This is a genomic window from Polynucleobacter sp. AP-Titi-500A-B4, assembly GCF_018688095.1.
Lineage (GTDB): Bacteria > Pseudomonadota > Gammaproteobacteria > Burkholderiales > Burkholderiaceae > Polynucleobacter.
Genome location: NZ_CP061311.1, coordinates 172023 through 194584, shown reverse-complemented (window position 1 = coordinate 194584; position 22562 = coordinate 172023). Strand labels below are relative to the sequence as shown.

The following is a 22562-nucleotide window of genomic DNA, read 5'->3' as shown; positions in this document are numbered from 1 at the left end:
GGGCACGATCATGCTTGACCGTGAAGGGTATAGACCCAATGTCGGCATTGTCCTCCTTAACAGCCGTAACGAGGTTTTCTGGGGAAAACGCGTTGGGCAGCATTCGTGGCAGTTCCCGCAGGGCGGAATAGCTCATGGCGAGAGTCCTGAACAGGCAATGTACCGCGAATTGCATGAAGAGGTTGGCTTGCTGCCGGAACATGTCCAAATTATTGGACGAACCAGGGACTGGCTTCGCTACGACGTCCCTGAGGAATACTTGCGCCGTCAACATGCTACCCGAGTTCACCGCGCCGCTTATCGTGGCCAAAAACAAATCTGGTTTCTACTTCGTTTAGTTGGTTTGGATAGCGATATTCAATTACGAGCTACTGAGCACCCTGAATTTGATGCCTGGCGCTGGGTCCCATTTTGGATTCAACTCGATGCTGTGATTGGCTTCAAACGCGAAGTCTATCAACTCGCTTTATCCGAGCTTGCCCGCTATCTCTCAAAGGGAGTGCGTATGCAACAACTCGCTTGGGGCGCCCCTTTGGATCTTCTGCAATCTTTTTACTCCAAGGGCGATGAAAGCCCTAAAGAGTCCACCAATTCGGACAAGCAAAAATAATGAGCGCAATCTTTCGCACCCTTGGTCTTTATCTTGTCTGCATCTTCACAGCACTAAGCTTATTAGCTTGTGCTGGTGACCCCATCGAAAGCGGCCTTGATCCTTTTGCTCCGATGGTATTTAAGGAAGGCACAACCAAGATGCCGCTAAACCCACCTAACCCATCAACCCTTCTGCCCTTTTATGTATCCCAACACAGCATTTTCAAATTTGCAGTTGACACGGACTCTATTTTGATCGGCGCTGATGGCGTCACTCGCTATATTGTTGTGATGACCAATCCAAGTGGTGGTCAACAAGCGCAATACGAAGGTATTCGTTGCGACTCATTTCAATGGCGACTCTATGGAACTCTAGAAAATAATGCCTGGAGAGAAAATCCGCTCTCTAGCTGGAGAACAATTCAGAGCAATGTGCCTAATCGCTATCAAGCAGCTCTAGCTCAAGGAGCATTTTGTAACTTCAATTCTCAAGAAAAGAATATCAAGACCATTCTTCAGTCGCTAAATCCCAATGGCTTTATTGGTGGTGGCAAGCCAACCAACTCATTTGGTATTCAGTAAGTCCCTAGCGCTTTTTATTTGGCGCCTTTAGCGCTCAGGCAAGTACCAATTTTTTCGCCAGCCAGAAGTCTCGTCAATACTTCTGGCTCACGGCCAGAGGCAATCACTGTAGAGGCGCCGGTTTGCACGGCAACTTTTGCTGCCAGTACTTTAGTCAGCATGCCGCCCTTACTCAACTCGCTTGCGGCACCACCTGCCATTTTTTCTAAGGCAGGATCCCCCGCAATGGCATCTAGCAAAAGGGTTGCATCAGGATGTTGACGTGGATCAGCAGTAAATAAACCACCTTGATCCGTCAGAATCACTAAGAGATCTGCATGCACCAGATTTGTCACTAAGGCTGCAAGACTATCGTTGTCACCAAATTTAATTTCATCAGTTACTACTGTGTCATTTTCATTAATGATGGGCACTACGCCTAATGTCAATAGAGTTTCAAGCGTACCTTTTGCATTGGCATTACGCTCGGCATGAGCCAAATCAGCATTGGTTAGCAAAATCTGCGCACTGCGTAAATTGAAGCGGGCGAAACAGCTTTCATACACCTGCACCAAACCCATTTGACCTACGGCAGCAGCAGCCTGCAATTGATGAATCTCTTGTGGACGTTTAGACCAACCCAAACGTTGCATACCCTCTGCAATTGCACCCGAACTCACCATTAATACTTCATGGCCTGCCTTGAGTAAACCTGCGATCTGTTCTGCCCATTTAGCAATAGCAGCGTGATCCAAGCCCTCGCCATTATTGGTGACTAGGCTAGAACCAACTTTGACAACGATGCGTTTAGTTTGTTTATTGTTCATAGCAAATAAAGATGCTCAATTCACTTTTAATCTGGTGTTTTATCTTTGTCTTGCGCTTGATCTTGATAGCGTGGGTCTGCTGCGCGCTCCTCAGCATCATCACGATCACGGCGCACAGAATCTAAGTAATCCTGCAAGGAATAGCAAAGCTTGTCGCACCCTAAACCAGTCAGAGCGGAGATCTCAAATACAGGGCCTTTCCACTTAAACTTTTTAACAAAGTCAGCAACTACTTTCTTGCGATCGTCCTCTGGAATCATGTCGACCTTGTTGAGCACCAACCAGCGTGGCTTTTCAACCAAAGCCTCATCGTATTTGCGTAATTCATTCACAATAGCATTCGCATCCGCAACAGGATCCACGTTCTCATCAAATGGCGCGATATCAACCAGGTGTAAGAGCACACCTGTGCGTTGCAAGTGACGCAAAAAGCGATGACCCAAACCAGCGCCCTCTGCTGCGCCCTCAATTAATCCTGGAATATCAGCAATGACAAAGCTACGCTCATTACCTACACGCACTACACCCAAGTTCGGATGGAGAGTCGTAAATGGATAGTCAGCAATTTTTGGACGCGCATTGGAAACTGCGGTAATCAAAGTGGATTTACCCGCATTAGGCATACCCAGTAAACCAACATCAGCCAATACTTTTAATTCGAGCTTGAGTTTCCGACGCTCGCCAGGTTTCCCATTCGTCTTTTGACGTGGGGCTCTATTTGTCGAACTCTTAAAGTGAATATTTCCCCAACCGCCAACGCCACCTTGAGCCAAACACAAACGCTCACCGTGAGTTGTTAAGTCGGCAATGGGTTCACCAGTCTCATAGTCAGAAATAATAGTGCCTACTGGCATACGCAATTCAATATCGTCACCTGCACGGCCATAACAATCAGCACCACGCCCAGGCTCACCATTTTTTGCAGTGTGCGTTTTAGCATAGCGGTAATCAATCAGCGTGTTGATATTACGATCGGCAGTAGCCCATACGCTTCCGCCTTTACCGCCATCACCACCATCTGGACCGCCAAATTCAATAAACTTTTCACGGCGCATAGAGGCACTCCCGGCGCCACCCTGGCCGGCTATGACTTCAATGCGTGCTTCGTCTATAAATTTCATGAATAAAAAAGGCCTCGCTTAGCGAGGCCTGTTCCTAAGAGTTAAATTCGGAATAAATCTGAATCAAACGTGTCTCAGTCAGGCGCCTTATGAACGAGGCAAGACTGAAACTTGGGCTTTCTTCAAAGCACCCTTAACGCCGAATTCCACTTGGCCGTCAATCAAGGCGAACAAAGTGTGATCCTTACCAATACCAACATTAGCACCTGGGTGAACACGTGTGCCACGTTGACGAATGATGATGCTGCCAGCATTAATATGCTCGCCGCCAAATACCTTAACGCCTAGGCGTTTCGATTCTGAGTCGCGGCCATTTCGTGTTGAGCCGCCGCCTTTTTTCTGTGCCATATCTTTCTCCTACCCTGAATTAGGCTTTAATCGTGTTGATCAAAATTTCAGTGAAATTCTGACGATGGCCTTGGTGCTTTTGATAATGCTTGCGACGGCGCATCTTAAAGATTGTCACTTTATCGTGACGTCCTTGGGAGACGACAGTGGCCATCACAGCTGCACCATTAACCAATGGATCACCTAATTTCAGTGAAGCGCCTTCGCCAACGGCGAGGACTTGGTCAAGAGTGATTTCGCTGCCGATTTCCGCTGGTATCTGTTCTATTTTCAATTTTTCGCCTGCAGCAACTTTATACTGTTTGCCACCGGTTTTTATGACCGCGTACATGGTTTGAAACCTCAATTAATATCTACATTTAAGCTTATCCACCCTGGATAAGCTAAGCCCATTATTATATCTTGCATGACGAGCACTGTCAAAATCAATGAGTTAAGCCAAATCTTGGCCCCTATTTCCTTAGAATTCAAGGGCTTAGATGGGGTGATTCGCGAGCGTTTAGCCTCAAAAGTTGCCTTAATTGACCAAATTTCGAGCTACATCATCCAGGCTGGGGGCAAGCGAGTCAGGCCGGCCCTATTGATGCTGGTTGCCAAGGCCCTAGCCAATGGTAGGGCAACATCCCACACCTTGGAAATGGCTGCCGTTGTGGAGTTCATCCACACCGCCACCCTCCTGCATGACGATGTGGTCGACGAATCGACCCTCAGAAGGGGGCGTGAGACTGCAAATGCCGCTTTTGGTAATGCGGCCAGCGTTTTGGTGGGCGATTTTCTGTATTCCAGGGCATTTCAGATGATGGTTGGTCCAAATGACCTGCGGGTAATGCAAATTTTGTCAGATGCCACCAATACGATTGCTGAGGGGGAAGTTTTACAACTGCTCAATATGAATGATCCTGAAGTAGATGAAGCAAGCTACCTACAAGTCATTCGCTACAAAACTGCTAAGTTATTTGAGGCCTCTACCGAACTTGGTGCCATTTTGGCAAACGCTACCGATGCTCAACGCGGACAAGCCGCAGCATTTGGGCGTCACATTGGAACCGCATTCCAATTGATGGATGATCTTTTGGATTACACAGCCAACGCTGCACAAATGGGAAAAAATGCTGGCGATGATTTGCGCGAAGGTAAACCCACCTTGCCACTCATCTACCTACTTGAAAATGGCAGCAATGAAGAACGTTTATTAGTTCGTGCCGCAATCGAACAAAACCAAGATTTACCAGATGATGTCTTTGCACAAATTCTAAATGCCGTTCAAAGCTCTGGTGCCCTTGACTATACGCAAGCCACTGCTAAGCGTGAAGCAGACTTAGCCCTAAAATGCATACAAGATTTTCCAGCAAATGAAGCGACTTCCGCGCTTCGGGCGCTGTGCGAATACTCTCTTTCGCGCCAGACCTAAAGCAACTAATTGCCAACGCTTTTCATTCTCAGCTCACGCGCTGTAACGCGAGCTTGCTCAGCCTCATCACGCAATCGTTCAAGCTCAACCTTAGATAACTTTTCGATATTGGAATAATCCGATTTCCAGTTGGGATCTTTGGACCACACTAAGGGTGATTGCACCGTGGTTCGGGGGGTAGACGCAGACTCCAGCAGGCGTAGTGCTAATTCAAAATTCAGAGCCTGAGACTCAGGATCATGCGGTTTTGCAGCTGCATTTCCTAGGGGAAAATCACTGAATAAAAATCTAGGTACGCCACAGTACTCCACAATATCTTTTGCCGCACCGATCACCACAGTAGGAATTCCATTTGACTCCAAGAAGCGTGCCAATAAACTTTGGCTCTGATGGCAGATGGGGCAATTCGGAATCAAGACAGCGACATCCACTTTATCTGCACGCAGCATTTCTAATATGAGAGGCGCATCAATCTCTAGAGTATGTCGCTGACTACGATTGGTGGGTAAACCGTAGAAATGCGGTGAAAGTGATGCAATTCTGCCTACCTTTGCAGCCTCTTTCGCAACTGATAATGGAAACCAACAGCTAGCGTCTTCCATATTGGCATTTTTACGATCAATACCGACGTGCGCAATACGCAGATCGATATCGCCATCGATCGACTTTTGATAAGGCTGATAAAACTTTGCAGCTGCGTTGTAAGGGGCACCAGGACCCTGATTACCTTTATTGGGGTTATAGGGTACAGCCGTTGTTATTAGACCCAAAACTGATTGATTCAGTGGTTTCCGGAGCGGACTAAAAGGCACATCGATGTAATGGGCCCAAACATAGGGATTGTCGTATCCCAAGCCTAAATAATAGCTACGAGTACGCTCAATATAGCGAACAGGCTGATCCAATTCTGGTGCAAAAACGAGTTCAGAAGTCTTGGACATTCACTCACCCCTGTAAGATATTGAGTATCAAAATTTAAATATATAGGAATTCATTATGGCTCAATGGCTCAGATTTCAACATCAAGGAAAAAGTGGTTTAGGACAAGTCCAAGGCGACCAAATTACGGTTTACTCAGGCGATTTATTTAATAGCCCAAAACCGACTGGCGAAACCCTGAAATTGGCTGATGTCACGATTGATATCCCATGCACTCCATCAAAGATGGTCGCGATGGTAGATAACTTTCATGCGCTTGTAACCAAACTCGAGCATGCAGTCCCAGCGGAACCACTCTACTTTCTTAAAGGCAATAATTCCTTCTTGGCTGCCAATCAAGTCATTCGCACTCCTAAGTCGTATTCAGGGAAAGTGGTTTACGAAGGTGAGCTTGGCATTGTGATTGGCAAGCGTATTCATGAAGCAGATGAAACTGAAGCAGCTAAAGCTATTTTTGGCTATACCTGCATTAATGATGTGACTGCAATTGAAATTCTCAATCGCGATCCTGGATATGCGCAGTGGACTCGCTCCAAGAGTTTCAACACCTTTGGCGTATTTGGACCTTACATCGCCACTGATGTAGATCCTAGCAAGTTAACGATTAAAACGATTCTGAATGATCAAGAGCGTCAGAATTACCCAATAGCAGACATGATCTTTCCACCAGCTAAATTGGTCAGCTTAATTTCACAAGATGTGCCTTTGGAAGCCGGTGACATCATTGCCTGCGGCACCTCAGTAGGTGTCGGCTCAATGAAGCCCGGTAGCAACGTCAGCATCATTATTGACGGTGTTGGTCGACTCGATAATCGCTTCGAATAAATCGCTTATCTCCAAAACAAAAACCCTTGCTATGTTGAGTAGCAAGGGTTTTTTAATGCTGAAGATAAACTGTGATGCTTTTTTGCTTTTTAATATCCAGATACAGATGGCAATGCCAAACTACCTTTAGAAGCCTGCACGTTTTCATCTAGGTATTTCGTCAAAGCAAAGACGGTATTCAAACATGGTGTTGGAGTTTGAGTAATCTTGCCTAACTCAATTACAGAACCCAAGAGTGCATCGATCTCTAAGCTACGCCCAGCTTCCAAGTCTTGCAACATCGAGGTCTTGTGTTTGCCAACTTTCTCCGCCCCAGCAATACGACGCTCGATATCCACGCGGAAAGTAACACCCAATTTTTCAGCAATAGTTTGTGCTTCAGCCATCATGTTGCGGGCCAATTCTTTGGTTAATGGATATTGGCAAATACCTTCCAAAGTACCGTGAGTCAATGAGCTGATTGGGTTAAAGGTCATATTGCCCCACAGCTTGAGCCAAATCTCAGAACGAATGTCATCCAGAATCGGAGACTTAAAGCCAGCCGCGCCCATCATCTCTGACATCTTCTGAATGCGCTCTGTTGCCTTACCATCCAACTCACCCAATGGAAAACGATTGCCTTCGACGTGACGAATTACTCCAGGCGCTTGAGTAAAGGTTGCCGGATACACCACGCACCCAATGATGTTGTTTGGATTAATCGCATTCTTCGCAACTCCACCAGCATCGACTGTTTCAACGGAATGGTCTTGGTAATCGCCGCCAAGTTTCTGGAAGTACCACCAAGGAATTCCGTTTTGCATTGGAATCAAAATCGTTTCTGGCCCCATGATGGCTGCTAAGTCATCAATAATCGGCTCAACCTGATGTGCCTTCACCGCCAAGATCACCACATCTGGAGTTTCTGCGTCTCTGATTTTTTCTACCGCCTTGACTTCTGCAACTAATGGCTCTGGCTGGTCATCCATAATTAATGCCAAACCACGTTCTTTAATCGCAGCAAGCGTAGCGCCGCGCGCAACCACGGTTACTTCATTGCCGGCTCGCGCCAGCATGACAGCCAGGTAGCCGCCAATAGCGCCACCTCCACCGATCACACAGATTTTCATAGGAACCCCAAAAGAATAAAAAATTTTGTATTAATAGAATATTAGAGTAGAGGAAAACTTTGTGCGGTGCAACAAGTTTTAATTGCCTAATTTTTAAGCAATTATTGGTTTAAACTGCCTTTAAAAGGTCCTTTGGGACCAGGCTTCCTAAAATCATGCCTGCAATACTGGCCAATAAACCAGCCAACTGAGGTGGCATGATCGCATTCGGTGCCAATATTTCACAACTGATCCAAATTGATAGGCCCAACACTACTGCCAGTAATCCACCCAAGGAATTGGCTTTGGACCAATACACCCCAAATGCCAGTGGCACAAAAGCAGCAACTAGAGTTACTTTGTAGGCGCTCTCCACCATTTTAAAAATAGAGAGCTCAGAATTGATTGCAAAGAAAGTGACCACTACTGCGAAACACAATACGGTAATGCGCATAATTTTGAGTAAGTCATGATCAGATAGATGCTTAAAGAAGCCTCTCACAATATTTTCTGCAAAGGTCACAGAAGGCGCCAATAAAGTAGCACTAGCGCAACTCTTAATTGCTGAAAGCAATGCACCAAAAAACATGACTTGTGCAATGATCGGCGCATGATTCAAGATCAGTTTTGGCAAGATCATTTGTGGATCGGTATCCAAATACTCTTTCACCAACCCAGGATTAATCAGTGTTGCAGAGTAAGCCAAATACATCGGCACAAAAGCAAAGATAAAGTAGAGAACACCGCCCAAAATCGCAGCATTCACAGCAATATTGACGTTCTTACTGGAAGTAATTCTTTGGAAAACATCCTGCTGTGGAATTGAACCTAGCATCATGGTGCATAGTGCTGCCACAAAACCCAAGATCGAAGCTAGATTCATGTCTGGCCAGAAGTTACTAAATTGTCCAGCTGCTGCTGCATGCTCAATCACTACACCAATGCCACCTGTTTGAGTGGTCATCTCGCCACCGATATAGAGCATACCGATGACAATAATGATCATCTGAATAAAATCAGTAATAGCAACAGACCACATGCCGCCAAACAAGGTGTATATCAAGACGCTACCAGCGCCAATCAACATGCCACCTGTCTGAGAAATACTGCCTTCAGAGACAACATTAAAGACGAGACCCAAGGCTTTGATCTGGGCAGCCACCCAACCTAAATAGGACACAACGATACAAAGTGTTACTAAGACTTCGACAGTGCGGCCATATTTTTCCCGAAAGAAATCGCCAATGGTTAACATACGCCGGTTATAGAGATGGCGTGCAAAAAAGAGACCTACCAAAATTAAACAAAGGGAAGATCCAAATGGATCAGAGACCACGCCTCCCAAACCTTCCTTCAAAAAGGTAGCTGGAATACCTAAAACTGTCTCAGAGCCAAACCAGGTTGCAAAAACCGTAGCAGTTACGATGGGCATCGGCAGGCTATGACCTGCTGCTGCAAAGTCAGCGGTATTTTTGACGCGCAAAGCAGCCCATAAGCCGATGCCAACTGAGACTACCCAATAAATGATGACGAACCAAATCAGCACGCCCGATTTCTCCTTGCAGAATTTGGTGAAATTATATGGCTATGTCACTTTTGTTAGTAAGGAAATAAGTGCCAATTTAGGGCGAGATCGTCTGACATAATTGATGGGTGCGATCACCCAAATCCAACCCTACCGAGAATCTAGATGCCGATCTAGCCTATCAAAAAGCCATTTTGGGCTCGGTATCGCGAACCTTTGCACTCACCATCCCTTTATTGCCGCCCATTATCGAGACGGTGGTTGGCAATACCTACCTGCTTTGCCGAATTGTGGACACTATTGAGGATGCCGCAAGCCTCAATCCAGAAACCAAACAAGAGTTATCAAAATTATTTCTCGATGCCGTTTTGGAAAAAGCTCCTGTGCAATCTTTTGTCGATCCCTGCCTCGTAGCACTCAAGGATTATGGCAATCAAGATGAGTTAGATTTAATTGCTCATACCCCAACGGTTCTCAGAATTTTGCACACCTGCTCCAACAAAGACCAAGTAGCAGTGAGTCGATGCGTTTCCATCATGTCTGAAGGAATGTCCCATTTTCATGGGAAGCAAACTGAGATAGGTCTAAAAGATCTCCAAGAATTTGAGGAATATTGCTATGTCGTAGCTGGAGTTGTTGGAGAACTTCTAACAACCGTGTTTAGCAATCACTCCCCTGCATTTGCAAACAATATTCAGGGTCATGAAGCTCTAGCGATTGCTTTTGGTCAAGCCCTACAAATGACAAACATACTCAAAGACTCGCCAGAGGATGAAGCACGAGGGGTCTCCTGGAAGCCGGCCAATATGAGTCAAGCGGCGTTGCTTAAGATTGCATATCAAAAGCTACAAGATTCTATGAGCTACATCCTCCTCATCCCCAAAGAGGACGTGGGAATCAGGCGCTTTTGTTTCTTGGCTTTTGGTTTAGCAGTGATGACGCTATCTAAAATTGCTATGCGCGAGCGTTTTGATCACAAAGATGAAGTCAAGCTTTCCAGAAAAAACGTGATGGCTTTTTATGCCTTTACCAAAATAGCGGTTGGTAGTGATGTGCTGATGAAACTCTTTTTTCACACTACATCAAGCAGTCTTAGAAAAATAATCTGACCCTACAGCACACCTTCATGCTTTAAAAGCCAGACCTTAATTTGACGATAAAGACCCGGTGAGTCTTCTTTCATAAATCCGCCAATGCCTTGTGCTGACACCACACGATGGCATGGCGTGATCAATGGGAAGGGATTGGCTCCACATGCAGTTCCGACAGCACGAGGACCGCTCTTAATAGCGCTTGCGATCTCGCCATACGTTTTTGCTGATCCAGATGGTATTTCCCGAATACGCTGCCATACTTTTTGCTGATGGATGGTCCCCAAAGGTTTCATGGGTAAGTCAAATTGGAAATGTGGATCTTTAAAGTAAGCCTTGCACTGCTTTACCACTTCCTTTGCCAGCTCATTTTCTGGTTTAGACAAAGTTATTTTTGCTGGGAGGTAATCGATCTTTGACAACATCAGACTGCCGTCGACCAATTCAGTCAAAATCCCCAGCCTTCCAAAAGGGGCATCAATTACACAATAACGCGCACTTTCTGCAGCGGATTGGTTTTTAGATAAGGTCATGGGAATGATTCTCACATAATTTGGACTTAGGGATGACAAGCCTTTCTACCCTAGCTATAGCTTGTGAAATCTGACTTTGCTATATTGAATCATCCTAATATCTCCAGGCAACCCGATGGACAACTTTTTTGACGATTGGCCCCTATATAGCCAGGCTGCTTTAGTCCTATTTCTGCTTGCGCTCTCTGGCTTTTTCTCAATGGCCGAGACCAGCATGCTGTCATCGAACCGTCATCGTCTGCGCGCCATGGCAAACAGTGGGAATGCTGGTGCTGCCCTAGCAGAAAGACTGCTTAAACGAATTGACTCGCTCCTATCGGTGCTATTGATCTCCAATAACCTGATCAATACCATTCTCCCCATTTTGGTGACTGGTATCGCACTACATTTATTTGGTGAAAGCGGCCTGGTTCTTTCGATTGCCACACTGGTAGTTGCTTTGCTCATTATTATTTTTAGTGAGATCACACCAAAAGTCATCGGTGCCGCTTTTCCCGAAAAAATTGCTTCTAATGTTGGCTGGTTCATTCTGCCGCTGACTTTTTTATTAAAACCCCTGCTTTGGTTGATTAATAATTTTGTTTCTGGTTTGATGAAGGTTTCTGGTTTGCAATCTTCCTCCGATAGCAGAACGATGAGTAAAGAAGAGTTACGCAGCTTAGTTTTGGAGTCAAATCGCTTTGTTTCTACTCACCATCGCAATATTTTGCTCAATCTGTTTAACCTAGAAAACATCACGGTGGATGATGTGATGACACCTCGTTCAAAAATAGAGATCTTGGATCTTTCGAGACCAATTGACGAGGTTGTCCAGCAATTAGAGACTTGTTATCACAACAAGTTACCCGTCTGCGACGGCGACTCCGAACGTATTGTCGGGATCTTGTCTGTGAAAAAAGCACTATCTTTATTGGGCGACTCCGATCTCAAACATGAGGACTTCAGATCCCTAGTAAATGAACCCTACTTCATTCCTAGTGGCACACCAGTATTGCAACAGATGCAATTCTTTCAAGACAACCAACAACGTCTAAGCTTAGTCGTCAATGAGTATGGCGAGGTTCTTGGGCTTGTCACCTTTGAAGATATTGTGGAAGAACTCATCGGGGAATTTACAACTTCTTTCTCAAATCTATCAACCGATCCCCGTTGGCTCTCAGATGGTACCTATCTAGCAAGTGGTAGCGCATCCTTGCGAGACCTTAATCGCTTACTAAACTTAAACCTGCCGCTTGATGGGCCGCGTACCCTAAACGGACTAATTTTAGAAAAACTCGAGGCCATTCCCGATCATGATGTTAGCGTCAGAATTGCAGGCATCGTAATGGAAATCGTACAGTTTGATGACCAAGGTGTGAGGACCGTCAAACTCTATCGACCCACTCTCAACCAAGATCAAGATTGAGTATTTCAAATGATGACTCACTCATTATTCGCACTTGGTATGAAATCGCAGCGGATGCGCTTCATGCCAGGGCTAGCGACATTCATATTGAGGCCAATGCTCTAGGGACTTTAGTTCGTATTCGGGTTGACGGCTTGTTGCAAAACCACTCACAACATGCCGCCGATCTTCATGAGCGCCTGATTACACGTATCAAGGTATTGGCTCGTTTAGATATTGCAGAAAAACGCATCCCTCAAGATGGTCGCCTGTGTGTTGGTTTAGATTTCTCAAAACCAAATATTGATTGTCGCGTTTCCATACTCCCAACGCTGTATGGGGAGAAGGCAGTGATCCGAATCTTGCCTAACCGACTTGAAGAACTATCTCTTGATCACATTGGCTTATTACCAGAACAACTCGACATTTTGCGAGTAGCAATTGCAAAGCCTAATGGCTTAATTCTAGTTACGGGGCCAACAGGTAGCGGTAAAACGCGCACGCTGTACAGCTGCCTTCATAACCTCAATCAATCTCACCGCAATCTTTGCTCAATTGAAGACCCTATTGAAATTCGCCTACCTGGCGTAAATCAAGTCGCATACCACCCGCGCGCAGGACTCGATTTTTCAACGATCATCAAAGCCCTGCTCAGACAAGATCCGGATGTCATCATGATTGGGGAAATTCGAGACAGCCCTACAGCAGCACTTGCCATTCAAGCTGCGCAAACAGGCCATCTAGTCCTAAGCACTTTGCATACGCGAGATGCCAGGAGTGCGCTAGCCAGGTTAAAAAGTTTAGGGGTTGATCAAGAATCGCTGGAATCTTGCTTACGGAGCATCAGTTCGCAGCGCTTGGTTCGAAAACTATGTGGGCAATGTAAGAATTCAAGGGTCGACAGCGCACCCACTCTTTGTCTGGAGTGCAAAGGCAATGGATATTTTGGACGCATCGGAGTCCATGAGGTTTTAAGTAGTCGGCATCTTTTTGATGAATCCCTACAGTTCATCAGCATGGCTGAAGCTGGAGCACAACATATTCAAGAAGGTTGGATTGATGCCGCAACACTGAAAGCGGAGGTTTGCACGTGATACTGAGCAAACAATCTCAATTGGCATTTGCCCAACAATTACTGACCTTGCTCAATGCAGGCTTAGCATTATTAAATGCCATTGAACTGATCCAATCATCCGCACCAAAGAACTGGCAGCCTTGGTTGCAAGATGTACAAGCCCACCTAAGAAAGGGGAATAGCTTTTCTCAAAGCCTGATTGGTCAAGGCAATCTATTCTCCATGGAATGGATTAACCTGATTCGTGTGAGTGAACGCACCGGGGACATTGAGCTGGCGCTCAAAACGATTTGCCAGCAACTCGAAGCACAACTTGAATTAAGACTTAAGGTACAACAAGCGCTGAGCTATCCCATGATCACCTTGTGCAGCTCATTTTTCCTTGTGATTGTGATGATGATTTGGGTGGTGCCAGTATTTAAAGATGTCTTTGGCCACTTTCAAGCAGAGCTGCCGCCACCGACTAAAGCACTCATTCAAATCTCCACCATCATCAATCACTTCTTTTTAGAAATCGGCGCATGCATATGCTTGAGCATCCTGATTTTTTCGATCACTTGGGTTAAATCTACTTGGCTGCAAAAGCAATGTGATCGATTGGGTTTTCAAGCGCCATTGCTTGGTAAGCTATTTCGCTTAGCGACACTAACTTATTGGTGTCGCACACTTGGCCATCTCCTGGGATCAGGTTTACCGCTTCCTGATGCTTTACGTGTTACAGCGCAGTCCTCCAACCATTGGTTAAGCCATGACCTCAGTGCAGAAGTTTTTAAACACTTAACCCGCGGATGGCCTTTAGGGGAAGCATTGAAAAAGGCTGACCCAAAACACTTCTTTTTTGATCCTGAAACCTTGCAATTACTGCACATTGGAGCAGAGAGTGGCGCCCTTGCACGGATGCTTGATAAAAGAGCGAATGCCCTCGGCTCTCAATTGAGTAATCACCTTAATAATCTTGCTCAAACCTTAGAGCCTTTACTTATTATGACGGTTGGGGTCATTATTGGGGGTCTGGTCATCATCTTGTATCTGCCAATCTTTAACTTAGGACAGATTGTTTAATGAGCTCTTTCTTGTCTATCGATCTAGTGCGCAGCTTACTGATACTGATATTGGTGTACTTGGCTTATATTGATCTTCGAACTTTTCGACTTCCAAATGTAATCACTTTCCCAATGATTGCATTTGGCCTTGTCTTTAACTACTTTACCAATTGGGGGTTTACCAATTTTTCAAATTCACTGATTGGCGCCATTCTTGGGTATATCTTTTTATGGGGCCTGAATTTTCTTTATCGCCTAGCTAAAAAACAAAACGGAATTGGTATGGGGGATGCAAAGCTTTTTTCCGCCCTTGGAGCATGGCTAGGCGCAAGTGCATTACCAGAAATTCTATTGCTAGCATCCATTGGCGGCCTACTTGGAGGCGTCATTTGGTTGCGCTTTCAAAAGCAATCGATTTATTCAGCCTTTCCTTTTGGACCATTTCTCGCCTTTGCTGGCATCATTGAGTTGTTATGGCCTCGAATTCTGCAAACCTGGTTTCTGAACAATCCGATTTAAGCTGGCTGAAGGGTCGCGCGCCCCTCATAGGCTTAACTGGAGGAATCGGCTCAGGCAAAACTGCCGTCAGTGACTTGCTAGGAAAGCTAGGCGCTGGAATTGTAGACACTGACGTCATAGCCCATCAGATCACCGCCCCAAAAGGAATAGCGATTCCAGCTATAGAGCAGCAATTTGGTGCTAACTATCTAGATGCCAATGGAGCCTTAGATAGGGACAAAATGCGCGCCCTAGTATTTGCGAAGCCTGAGGCTAGGAAAACTTTAGAAGCCATCACCCATCCCCTAATTCGACAAGAAACCATCAAGCAAGCTGAGGTATTAATCGCCAAGGGAGTGCCCTACTTAGTATTTGTTGTGCCCCTCCTTATTGAATCAGGCTCTTGGCAAGGGCTAATTGACTACCTCGTAGTCGTCGACTGCCCCGAAGAGGTCCAAATTACCAGGGTGATGCAGCGCAGCAATTTACCGCGTCCAGAGGTTGAGAGAATTCTGAAGGCTCAGACCTCCAGAAAAGATCGTCTCGCTCGCGCAGATATTGTTATTGAGAATCAAGGCAGCTTCGAAGAATTAGATACTGAAGTAAACCGGCTGCACCAAAAAATATTACAGATTAAGAAAGATCAGCTCAGTTCGTCATAGAATATGGGCTTGTGATTGTCTACGAATACCCCTTTAACGAATTAGTTCGAAGCATGCTTCGACTGGAGTATTTGTTCGCCCGCTTTAATCATTTCCTTCGCTCAGATGACCCCGAACTACATCACAACGCTATCTCCATGTTGTTCGATCTTGGCGACATTGGTGCACGTGGTGACATCAAGTCACTACTCTTAAAAGAATTTGAGCGCCAGAAATATGCACTCAATGGGCTCAAGTCTTCGCAAAAAGTAGATCAAGAAGCACTTTCTCAAACCCTTTCTGAAATTGATGCTGTTGCATCTAAAATTAATCAATCAGCAGGCCGACCAAATCTAGTAATTTCAGAGAGCGAATGGCTGAATGGCATACGCACTCGCTTAAATATTCCAGGCGGCACAAGCCCGATCGATTTACCAAGTTACCATGCATGGAAAAATAGTCCGTCAACTGAGCGACGCACATTATTAGACAACTTCATTCGACCACTATTGCCATGGCAAGATGCTTGCCAATTATTTTTACGCTTGTTACGTCAGTCAGGTGAGGCAAAAGATGTTGTGGCGCACAGCGGATCATTTCAACAAGCCCCTTCTGGCAAGGTCTATCAGTTGATGCGCATTGCCGTAGAAGACGACACACTATTCTCCGAAATTAGCGCTAATAAATATTTATTATCGGTACGCTTTATGCAATGCGATCGTGATAAAAAAGCGCAGCCCGCCAACAAGGATGTACCCTTCAAACTGACACTCTGCCAGTTCTAAGCTAAAAGGGTCTTCAGCCTTTCCAGCATTGGCCAAGCGGCTGGTAGTAGCGGCTCCACACTAGGCTTTTCTGCACCCAGTAATTCCCAAGATAAAGCCTGTCCTTCACATCCTTTTGGGGTGCCCGTCCACTCTCGGATAATGCTCACATGAAGTCGAACATAAGCATGTGGGTAGTCGTGCTCTAGGATGGTTAACTCTTCACTCGATTGAATATCGATGCCAAGCTCTTCCTGCAGTTCACGTTTTAATGCCTGAAAAACAGATTCACCTTTTTCAATCTTGCCGCCAGGAACCTCCCAGTAACCGGCATACGGCTTACCTTCAGGTCTTTGCCCCAAGAGATAGCGTCCGGATTGATCTAGCAAGATTCCTGCGGCTACTTCAGTAACCGGTCGATTGACTTCGCTCACGAGAATCAACCCATCCTAGGCATGTGATCCGGCCCAATGTTTTGCGAATTGCCATGCGACACGACCTGAGCGAGAGCCACGCTCCAATGCCCAGACTAGGGCTTCAGAACGAGCAGCTTCGATTTGCGCAGGAGTCAAACCAAAGTGCTGTAGCCAATGCGCCACAATCGCTAAATATTCATCTTGCTTGGGCGGGTAAAACGAGAGCCACAAACCAAATCGCTCTGATAAAGAAATTTTTTCCTCCACCACCTCTCCAGGATGAATCTCGCCATCATCGCTGTGCACGTAACCCTCGTTGTCTTTCATGTACTCCGGTAATAGATGACGACGATTGGATGTGGCATAGATCAAAATATTGTCGACTTGAGCCGAGACTGAGCCATCAAGAGCTGATTTCATCGCCTTATAGCCAGACTCGCCGTCTTCAAAGGAGAGGTCATCACAGAAAACGATAAATCGCTCAGGGCGATCTGCCAATAGTTCAGTGATGTCAGCTAAATCGGCCAGATAGTCCTTCTCTACCTCAACTAAACGAAGACCCTGGCTAGCAAATTCATGCAAGCTAGCCTTAATCAGGGAGGACTTACCTGTTCCCCTCGCGCCAGTCAGCAGAATATTATTAGCCGGCTTTTTCTGAATGAAATTTTTGGTATTGTCCCGAATTGCATCTCTTTGACGGTCAATGTTTTTCAAATCCTCAAAGGTGATATCTGAGACGTATTTGACTGGTTGTAAAAATCCAATGCTGCCAAAGATACTATCTCTGCGGCGCCACCTAAACGCAGTAGACGACTTCCACTGCTCATCGGTTAACGGCTTTGGTAAAAAAGTTTCAAGATGGTCTAAAAGACGGTCTAATTTTTCATTCATAGGATGGATATCTTTTAAGAGCGATAGTCTGCATTGATCGAAACATAGTCATGCGATAGATCGCAGGTCCACATCGTTTGATTGGCAGATCCACGTCCTAGATCAATCTTGACCGTGATTTCTGAAGCTTGCATGACCCTTTGGCCATCAGCCTCTTGGTAGCTAGGGTTGCGTCCGCCATCTTTAGCAACCCAAACATCTCCGAGCCACATTTGAACGTGATTCACATCTAAATCTTTAATACCTGCATAACCAATAGCAGCAAGGATACGGCCTAAATTGGGGTCACTGGCAAAGAAAGCTGTCTTTACCAGTGGTGAATGGGCTACGGCCTTTGCTACTAAGCGACATTCTTCAGCATTCTTTCCGCCGACCACTTCAATGGTCATAAACTTGGTAGCGCCTTCGCCATCGCGCACAATCATTTGCGCCAAATTTCTGGCTAGCGCAATTAAGGCATCACGAACAATGGCGTAACTTGGATCACTGATCGACTTAATTTGCACCGATGATTGACCGGTTGCCATAATGATGAAGGAATCATTAGTCGAAGTATCGCCATCAATGGTGATCGCATTAAATGAAAGATCGGCGATCTCGCGAGTGAGGCTGCCCAATAAACCAGGAGCAAAACCAGCATCTGTGGCAATAAAGCCCAACATGGTTGCCATATTAGGGTGAATCATTCCTGCACCCTTGCAGATACCGGTCAATACAACCTGACCTGCTGGCGTTTGGATTGTCACAGAACTCGCCTTAGGCTGAGTATCTGTCGTCATAATTGCTTCGGCAGCATCAAACCAGTTATCCGCACCTAAATTAGCAACAGCCTTTGGCAAGGCGCTAATGATTTTCTGAATCGGCAAAGGCTCAAGAATCACGCCCGTAGAAAATGGCAAGATCTGTTCTGGATTGATCTTGAGATCCTTAGCCAAAGCAGCGCAAGTTTCTAATGCATGCTTCATACCCTGCTCACCTGTGCCGGCATTTGCGTTACCAGTGTTCACCACTAAGGCTCGGATTTCCCCATTACGACCGTCTTGCGCCAAATGCTCACGGCAGACTTGTACTGGAGCAGCGCAAAAACGATTTAAGGTAAAAACACCGGCAACCTGAGAACCGGGAGCAAGAGTCATCACTAATAAATCTTTGCGATTCGCTTTCTTAATTCCAGCTTCGGCGATGCCCATCTCAAAACCTTTTACTGGCCTGAGATCAGCTTTTTGGGGGAGGGATAAATTAACGGCCATAAGAAAACTCTATCAAGGTGGGTAAATAAGGCTGGAGGCCTAACCTCCACCCCTACGAGTATAAAGATCAAATCGATTTAAAGCCTCTTCAGTCTTTATAGAGCCGAGACTTTCAGAAAAGACTAGGTTTAGTTCGAGGACGGGAATATGAAGTAAGGCTATCTTTCGGCTAGGACGGCTAAATCCTGAAATTTCCACGAGGGGGTTTTCTGTTTGAAGCAAGGCCTGCCCATCTAATACTACAGTTGCCACTGAATAGAGGTCACCCAATGCTTGGGGCATCCAGCGCACCAAATCCTCTTTAGAACAACCCATCTCTCTTTTGAATTGATGCATAGAAAGCAAGAATGAATCTTCAGCCACCTGCAACTGGTGGGCAAATTGCTAGCGCATCCTTATCTTTCAGAACGTATTGGTCGCGTTGATCAGGTTTAACATAAACGCCATTAACCATCACAAGATGAGCAGATTTACTGGGAATGTTATAGAGCTTAATCATGTCGCCGATCGTACTACCAGCGACAACCTCGATGTCAGCCTCTATTCCATTCTTTTTGTTCGGAGGTAAATAGCTTGCCAAACTGGCAAACAGCTTTAGGGTAACTTGCATGCCTAAAGCTTAATTCATCCAAGTCGATTGTGCTTGGCCTTTGGCTAAATATGCCTCCATTGCTTTGGCGGGCTCTTCCATTAATACTGTTTTCCATTCACCTAAAGCTACTTTGCCCTGAATTAATCCCCGTAATACACCAATATGCTCCGTTGTCCCCACACAGGTTGCGCCGACCAATACATCCCCCAGAAACTCAAGACGAAGATACTTGTGTCCTACTACGTCAATCATCTCTACATGATCTCCTCCAGGGGCTCCAGACCATAAGCCAAAGGAAGAGGAGATTAATCCCAGGGTATCTAGCACGTTAATTTGCAGAGCACCTAAGCTTTGGACCTCACCACCTGTCATATTGATGGCGGCAATTCTGGCTTGCTCGGCCGCATTAGGCTGGATTGCATTCACAATCCGTGCGCCAGTAGAAAAATCAATGCTCTCGGTTACATCACCAGCAGCATACACATCAGCTACTGAAGTTTGCATCTGTTCATTAACAAAAATACCTTTCCCTATCTCAAGTCCTGAGGACTTCAAATAGTCAACATTAGGACGAACCCCAGTTGCAGAAATCACTAAGTCAACCTCAATCGATTTTCCATTGGATAACTTCACGCTCAAGCCAGAGCCTGACTTGGTAATTTCTTGAACCTTAGTATCGGTATAGACCTGTACACCTTTGTCTTGAACCCATTGCTTAATCATGCCACCGGCAGCCGCAGTCATCATGCGAGGAACCATACGATCACCCATCTCCACGACCGTAAGCTCGACTTTTTGACTAGCTAGAGCCTCCAAAATAATGCAGCCGATAAAACCTGCGCCCATTTGTAAAACCCGAGATCCGGGTTTTACCAACTTCGCAATAGAACGTGCATCCTCCAAAGTCCAGCAGGGATGAACACCTGGCAAATGAATTCCTGAAATGGGTGGCTGAATAGGAACCGAGCCTGTTGCAATCAAAAGCCTGTCAAAGGTAATTGGCTTACCTTCTTGCCCTTCTAGAAATAGCTTTTTCGCTTTAGCATCAATAGAGATCGCATTGCCACGAACTTGTTCAATCTTTAATCTTTCAAAATGATTTGACTCTTTTCGCAAGTAGGTGCCAGACTCGTCAATATTACCCATGAGCAAATAGGGAATGGCCATCCGAGAATACGGTGGTGCATTCTCAGAACCAATCATGACAATCTCATCTTGCGGAGCGCGCTGACGAATTGTTTCGGCAGCAATTACTCCCGCAGGCCCATTGCCCAATATGACGTGCTTCATAAGGTGAACTTAGAGGCCTAAGCGTTTCAAAGTTTCTGCGCTTGGACGACCCTCTGGATCCCAACCACGAATCTTGTAGTACTCAGGCAACATTTTATCTAATCCACTCACCGTACCTTTACCAGGACCAGTTTTCGCAGCTTCAGTCATCAAGCGTTTGGGTAATTTATCGTCTTTATTGGTAAAGCCTGCACGGTTATTGAAGTCACGCTCCATATTCCAGATACGCTCTCCGATAGTCGTTAAATTTTCGACTGTGAATTCATCCCCGCAAGCAGCTTGCAGTTGCGGCGCCACATCAGCGAGCGTCCAGGCAAAGCTGGTAAAGATACAAATTCCTGCTGCATCAAAAGCAGCGGTTGCATCTTGGAAGGCCTTCACGAGTTCTGGCTTACCTTGAGTATCTGCAGGCTCTGTTTTAACTGGTATTCCCAATACTTCAGATGCAATTGTGTAACCGCGCAAATGGCAGGCGCCGCGATTCGAAGTAGCATAAGCCAAGCCAATTCCCTGAATGACGCGACCATCATAGGCAGGGAATTCTTGCCCCTTTACACTCATCGACAAATCTGGATGACCATATTTTTTCGTAAGGCGTGCGGAGCCTTGACCAAGTTCCTTACCAAAGCCAGTGCCATTGGCTGTGATTTCAGCAAAATAACTAAGTGCTTTTGCAGATCCAAATGGTGCCTCAATTCCCAGCTGCTCTTTTGTCAAAACTCCCATTTCATAGAGCTCCATGACCGCACCAACAGTTGCCCCGAACGAGATAGGATCAAAACCATCTTCATTGCAAAGCATATTGGCATACTGCAATGCTTCGAGATCATTTACCCCGTTCGCTGCACCCAATGCCCAGGCAGCCTCATACTCTAAGCCACCACTCGCACCAAAGTATTGAGGCTTATTCTCTACTGTAAAGTGAGTTTCATCAATCTTAGAAATTCGACCACAGGCAATCGTGCAACCAAAGCAAGCTTGATTAGTAACTAAGTGTGCCTTGCCATCGGAGGCGCGTGGAGTAGCCATAGCTTCAGCAGAAATATCTTTCGCACCATCAAACTGAACATGTTGATGGTTATGCGTAGGCAAACCACCAACTTCATTAATCACATTCATCAATACCTGGGTGCCATAGGTCGGTAAGCCTTGGCCTGTCACAGCATTGCCAGCTAGCACCGCTTTTGCTGCAACAGTTGCAGCCATAAAGCCCTTTGGATCCTTGAGATTGCCAACGCCTTTAGTGCCTCTTACGGCAATCGCTTTAAGATTCTTGCTGCCCATCACGGCACCCACGCCAGAGCGGCCAGCAGCACGATGCAAGTCATTTACAACAGCAGCGTAAAGCACTTGATTTTCACCAGCACGTCCAATGCAAGACACTCGAATTTGTGGATCTTGATGCTTGGTCTTAATGGCAGGCTCAGTTTCCCAAACAGTCTTACCCCAAAGATCTGAAGCATCGATCAACTGAGCGTTGTCATTCTCGATAAACAGGTATACCGGCTTAGGTGATTTACCTTCAAAGATCACCATATCCCATCCTGCCATCTTGAGCTCTGCACCCCAATAACCACCAGAGTTTGAGCAAGCAATAGCACCCGTTAGGGGGCCTTTAGTAACTACGGTGTAGCGACCCCCGGTAGATGCCATGGTTCCTGTTAATGGTCCAGTAGCCCAAATAATTTTGTTATCGGCCGAGAGTGGATCTGTTTTTGGATCCAACTCTTCAACTAGATATTTAGAAGCCAGGCCACGCGAGCCTAAATAGTCTTTAGCCCACTTCATATTGAGTGGTTCAGATTGGCAAGTGCCCTTACTTAAATTAACGCGGAGAAGTTTTCCAGCCCATGACATG

At 45.9% G+C, this 22562-nt stretch carries 24 protein-coding genes and 1 pseudogene; 11 read left to right on the top strand and 14 right to left on the bottom strand.

What is annotated here, in order from left to right; genetic code table 11:
- Positions 1-10 precede the first annotated feature (10 nt).
- Together FD968_RS01065 and FD968_RS01060 are read left to right on the top strand one after the other, a co-directional pair.
- Positions 11-610 (top strand): RNA pyrophosphohydrolase, encoded by a 600-nt coding sequence (locus FD968_RS01065; RefSeq protein WP_215366849.1) that lies wholly within the window; start codon positions 11-13, stop codon positions 608-610.
- Positions 610-1173, top strand: a complete 564-nt coding sequence (locus tag FD968_RS01060; RefSeq protein ID WP_215366847.1) for a CNP1-like family protein — start codon at positions 610-612, stop codon at positions 1171-1173. Before FD968_RS01065 ends, FD968_RS01060 begins: the two co-directional genes overlap by 1 nt.
- A 29-nt stretch (positions 1174-1202) precedes the next feature.
- Here FD968_RS01060 and proB read toward each other — a convergent pair.
- The 4 genes and pseudogenes from proB to rplU form a co-directional block, all read right to left on the bottom strand.
- Positions 1203-1979, bottom strand: a pseudogene (proB, locus tag FD968_RS01055) (glutamate 5-kinase); the annotation flags it as partial.
- 26 nt (positions 1980-2005) lie between these two features.
- Positions 2006-3100 carry an Obg family GTPase CgtA gene (obgE, locus tag FD968_RS01050; protein ID WP_215366841.1) on the bottom strand — a complete coding sequence of 365 codons (1095 nt, stop codon included), beginning with the start codon at positions 3098-3100 and terminating at the stop codon, positions 2006-2008.
- Between the two features lie 87 nt (positions 3101-3187).
- Positions 3188-3448: a 50S ribosomal protein L27 gene (gene rpmA / locus FD968_RS01045; protein ID WP_011902041.1), complete on the bottom strand. Its 261-nt coding sequence runs from the start codon at positions 3446-3448 to the stop codon at positions 3188-3190.
- A gap of 19 nt (positions 3449-3467) precedes the next feature.
- On the bottom strand, positions 3468-3779 hold the full coding sequence (gene rplU, locus FD968_RS01040; RefSeq protein ID WP_011902040.1) for a 50S ribosomal protein L21: 312 nt from the start codon (positions 3777-3779) through the stop codon (positions 3468-3470).
- A gap of 75 nt (positions 3780-3854) precedes the next feature.
- Between rplU and FD968_RS01035 the strand changes: the two genes are divergently transcribed.
- A complete protein-coding gene (locus FD968_RS01035; protein WP_215366838.1) occupies positions 3855-4859 on the top strand; it encodes a polyprenyl synthetase family protein in 1005 nt (334 codons plus the stop codon).
- A 5-nt stretch (positions 4860-4864) separates the two neighbouring features.
- On the opposite strand, the gene FD968_RS01030 is transcribed toward FD968_RS01035, so the two are convergent.
- On the bottom strand, positions 4865-5800 hold the full coding sequence (locus FD968_RS01030) for a glycine/betaine/sarcosine/D-proline family reductase selenoprotein B (RefSeq protein WP_215366835.1): 936 nt from the start codon (positions 5798-5800) through the stop codon (positions 4865-4867).
- Positions 5801-5855: 55 nt separating this feature from the next.
- On the opposite strand from FD968_RS01030, the gene FD968_RS01025 reads away from it, so the two are divergent.
- Positions 5856-6623: a fumarylacetoacetate hydrolase family protein gene (locus tag FD968_RS01025; protein ID WP_215366832.1), complete on the top strand. Its 768-nt coding sequence runs from the start codon at positions 5856-5858 to the stop codon at positions 6621-6623.
- An 89-nt stretch (positions 6624-6712) separates the two neighbouring features.
- Here FD968_RS01025 and FD968_RS01020 read toward each other — a convergent pair whose 3' ends face one another.
- Together FD968_RS01020 and FD968_RS01015 are read right to left on the bottom strand one after the other, a co-directional pair.
- Positions 6713-7732: a 2-dehydropantoate 2-reductase gene (locus tag FD968_RS01020; RefSeq protein ID WP_215366829.1), complete on the bottom strand. Its 1020-nt coding sequence runs from the start codon at positions 7730-7732 to the stop codon at positions 6713-6715.
- A gap of 109 nt (positions 7733-7841) precedes the next feature.
- Positions 7842-9257: a sodium:solute symporter family protein gene (locus tag FD968_RS01015; RefSeq protein WP_215366826.1), complete on the bottom strand. Its 1416-nt coding sequence runs from the start codon at positions 9255-9257 to the stop codon at positions 7842-7844.
- Between the two features lie 107 nt (positions 9258-9364).
- Between FD968_RS01015 and FD968_RS01010 the strand changes: the two genes are divergently transcribed.
- Positions 9365-10345: a squalene/phytoene synthase family protein gene (locus FD968_RS01010; RefSeq protein WP_215366823.1), complete on the top strand. Its 981-nt coding sequence runs from the start codon at positions 9365-9367 to the stop codon at positions 10343-10345.
- A gap of 2 nt (positions 10346-10347) precedes the next feature.
- Here the strand turns inward: FD968_RS01010 and FD968_RS01005 are convergent, their stop codons facing one another.
- On the bottom strand, positions 10348-10860 hold the full coding sequence (locus tag FD968_RS01005; RefSeq protein ID WP_215366820.1) for a methylated-DNA--[protein]-cysteine S-methyltransferase: 513 nt from the start codon (positions 10858-10860) through the stop codon (positions 10348-10350).
- 115 nt (positions 10861-10975) lie between these two features.
- Between FD968_RS01005 and FD968_RS01000 the strand changes: the two genes are divergently transcribed.
- From FD968_RS01000 to zapD, 6 genes are read left to right on the top strand one after another with little or no spacing between them, the layout of a single operon-like run.
- Positions 10976-12265 carry an HlyC/CorC family transporter gene (locus tag FD968_RS01000; RefSeq protein WP_215366817.1) on the top strand — a complete coding sequence of 430 codons (1290 nt, stop codon included), beginning with the start codon at positions 10976-10978 and terminating at the stop codon, positions 12263-12265.
- Complete coding sequence (locus tag FD968_RS00995) at positions 12262-13338, top strand: GspE/PulE family protein (protein WP_215366814.1); 1077 nt, start codon at positions 12262-12264, stop codon at positions 13336-13338. The genes FD968_RS01000 and FD968_RS00995 overlap by 4 nt, the downstream gene beginning before the upstream one ends.
- A complete protein-coding gene (locus tag FD968_RS00990; protein WP_215367891.1) occupies positions 13335-14381 on the top strand; it encodes a type II secretion system F family protein in 1047 nt (348 codons plus the stop codon). The genes FD968_RS00995 and FD968_RS00990 overlap by 4 nt, the downstream gene beginning before the upstream one ends.
- Positions 14381-14881, top strand: a complete 501-nt coding sequence (locus FD968_RS00985) for an A24 family peptidase (RefSeq protein WP_215366811.1) — start codon at positions 14381-14383, stop codon at positions 14879-14881. Before FD968_RS00990 ends, FD968_RS00985 begins: the two co-directional genes overlap by 1 nt.
- Positions 14836-15522: a dephospho-CoA kinase gene (coaE, locus tag FD968_RS00980; RefSeq protein ID WP_215366807.1), complete on the top strand. Its 687-nt coding sequence runs from the start codon at positions 14836-14838 to the stop codon at positions 15520-15522. Before FD968_RS00985 ends, coaE begins: the two co-directional genes overlap by 46 nt.
- A gap of 53 nt (positions 15523-15575) precedes the next feature.
- Positions 15576-16286: a cell division protein ZapD gene (gene zapD, locus FD968_RS00975; protein WP_251367588.1), complete on the top strand. Its 711-nt coding sequence runs from the start codon at positions 15576-15578 to the stop codon at positions 16284-16286.
- On the opposite strand, the gene FD968_RS00970 is transcribed toward zapD, so the two are convergent.
- The 6 genes from FD968_RS00970 to FD968_RS00945 form a co-directional block, all read right to left on the bottom strand.
- A complete protein-coding gene (locus FD968_RS00970; RefSeq protein ID WP_215366800.1) occupies positions 16283-16699 on the bottom strand; it encodes an NUDIX domain-containing protein in 417 nt (138 codons plus the stop codon). The genes zapD and FD968_RS00970 overlap by 4 nt on opposite strands.
- A gap of 15 nt (positions 16700-16714) precedes the next feature.
- The gene (locus FD968_RS00965) at positions 16715-17572 is read right to left on the bottom strand and encodes an ATP-binding protein (protein WP_215366798.1); all 858 of its coding nucleotides are present in this window, start codon (positions 17570-17572) and stop codon (positions 16715-16717) included.
- A 14-nt stretch (positions 17573-17586) separates the two neighbouring features.
- Complete coding sequence (gene argJ, locus FD968_RS00960) at positions 17587-18822, bottom strand: bifunctional glutamate N-acetyltransferase/amino-acid acetyltransferase ArgJ (RefSeq protein ID WP_215366795.1); 1236 nt, start codon at positions 18820-18822, stop codon at positions 17587-17589.
- Positions 18823-19177: 355 nt separating this feature from the next.
- Complete coding sequence (locus tag FD968_RS00955; protein WP_215366792.1) at positions 19178-19432, bottom strand: MoaD/ThiS family protein; 255 nt, start codon at positions 19430-19432, stop codon at positions 19178-19180.
- 9 nt (positions 19433-19441) lie between these two features.
- Positions 19442-20704, bottom strand: a complete 1263-nt coding sequence (locus FD968_RS00950) for an NAD(P)/FAD-dependent oxidoreductase (RefSeq protein WP_215366788.1) — start codon at positions 20702-20704, stop codon at positions 19442-19444.
- A gap of 9 nt (positions 20705-20713) precedes the next feature.
- A complete protein-coding gene (locus FD968_RS00945) occupies positions 20714-22561 on the bottom strand; it encodes an aldehyde ferredoxin oxidoreductase family protein (RefSeq protein WP_215366785.1) in 1848 nt (615 codons plus the stop codon).
- Between the last annotated feature and the right edge of the window lies 1 nt (position 22562).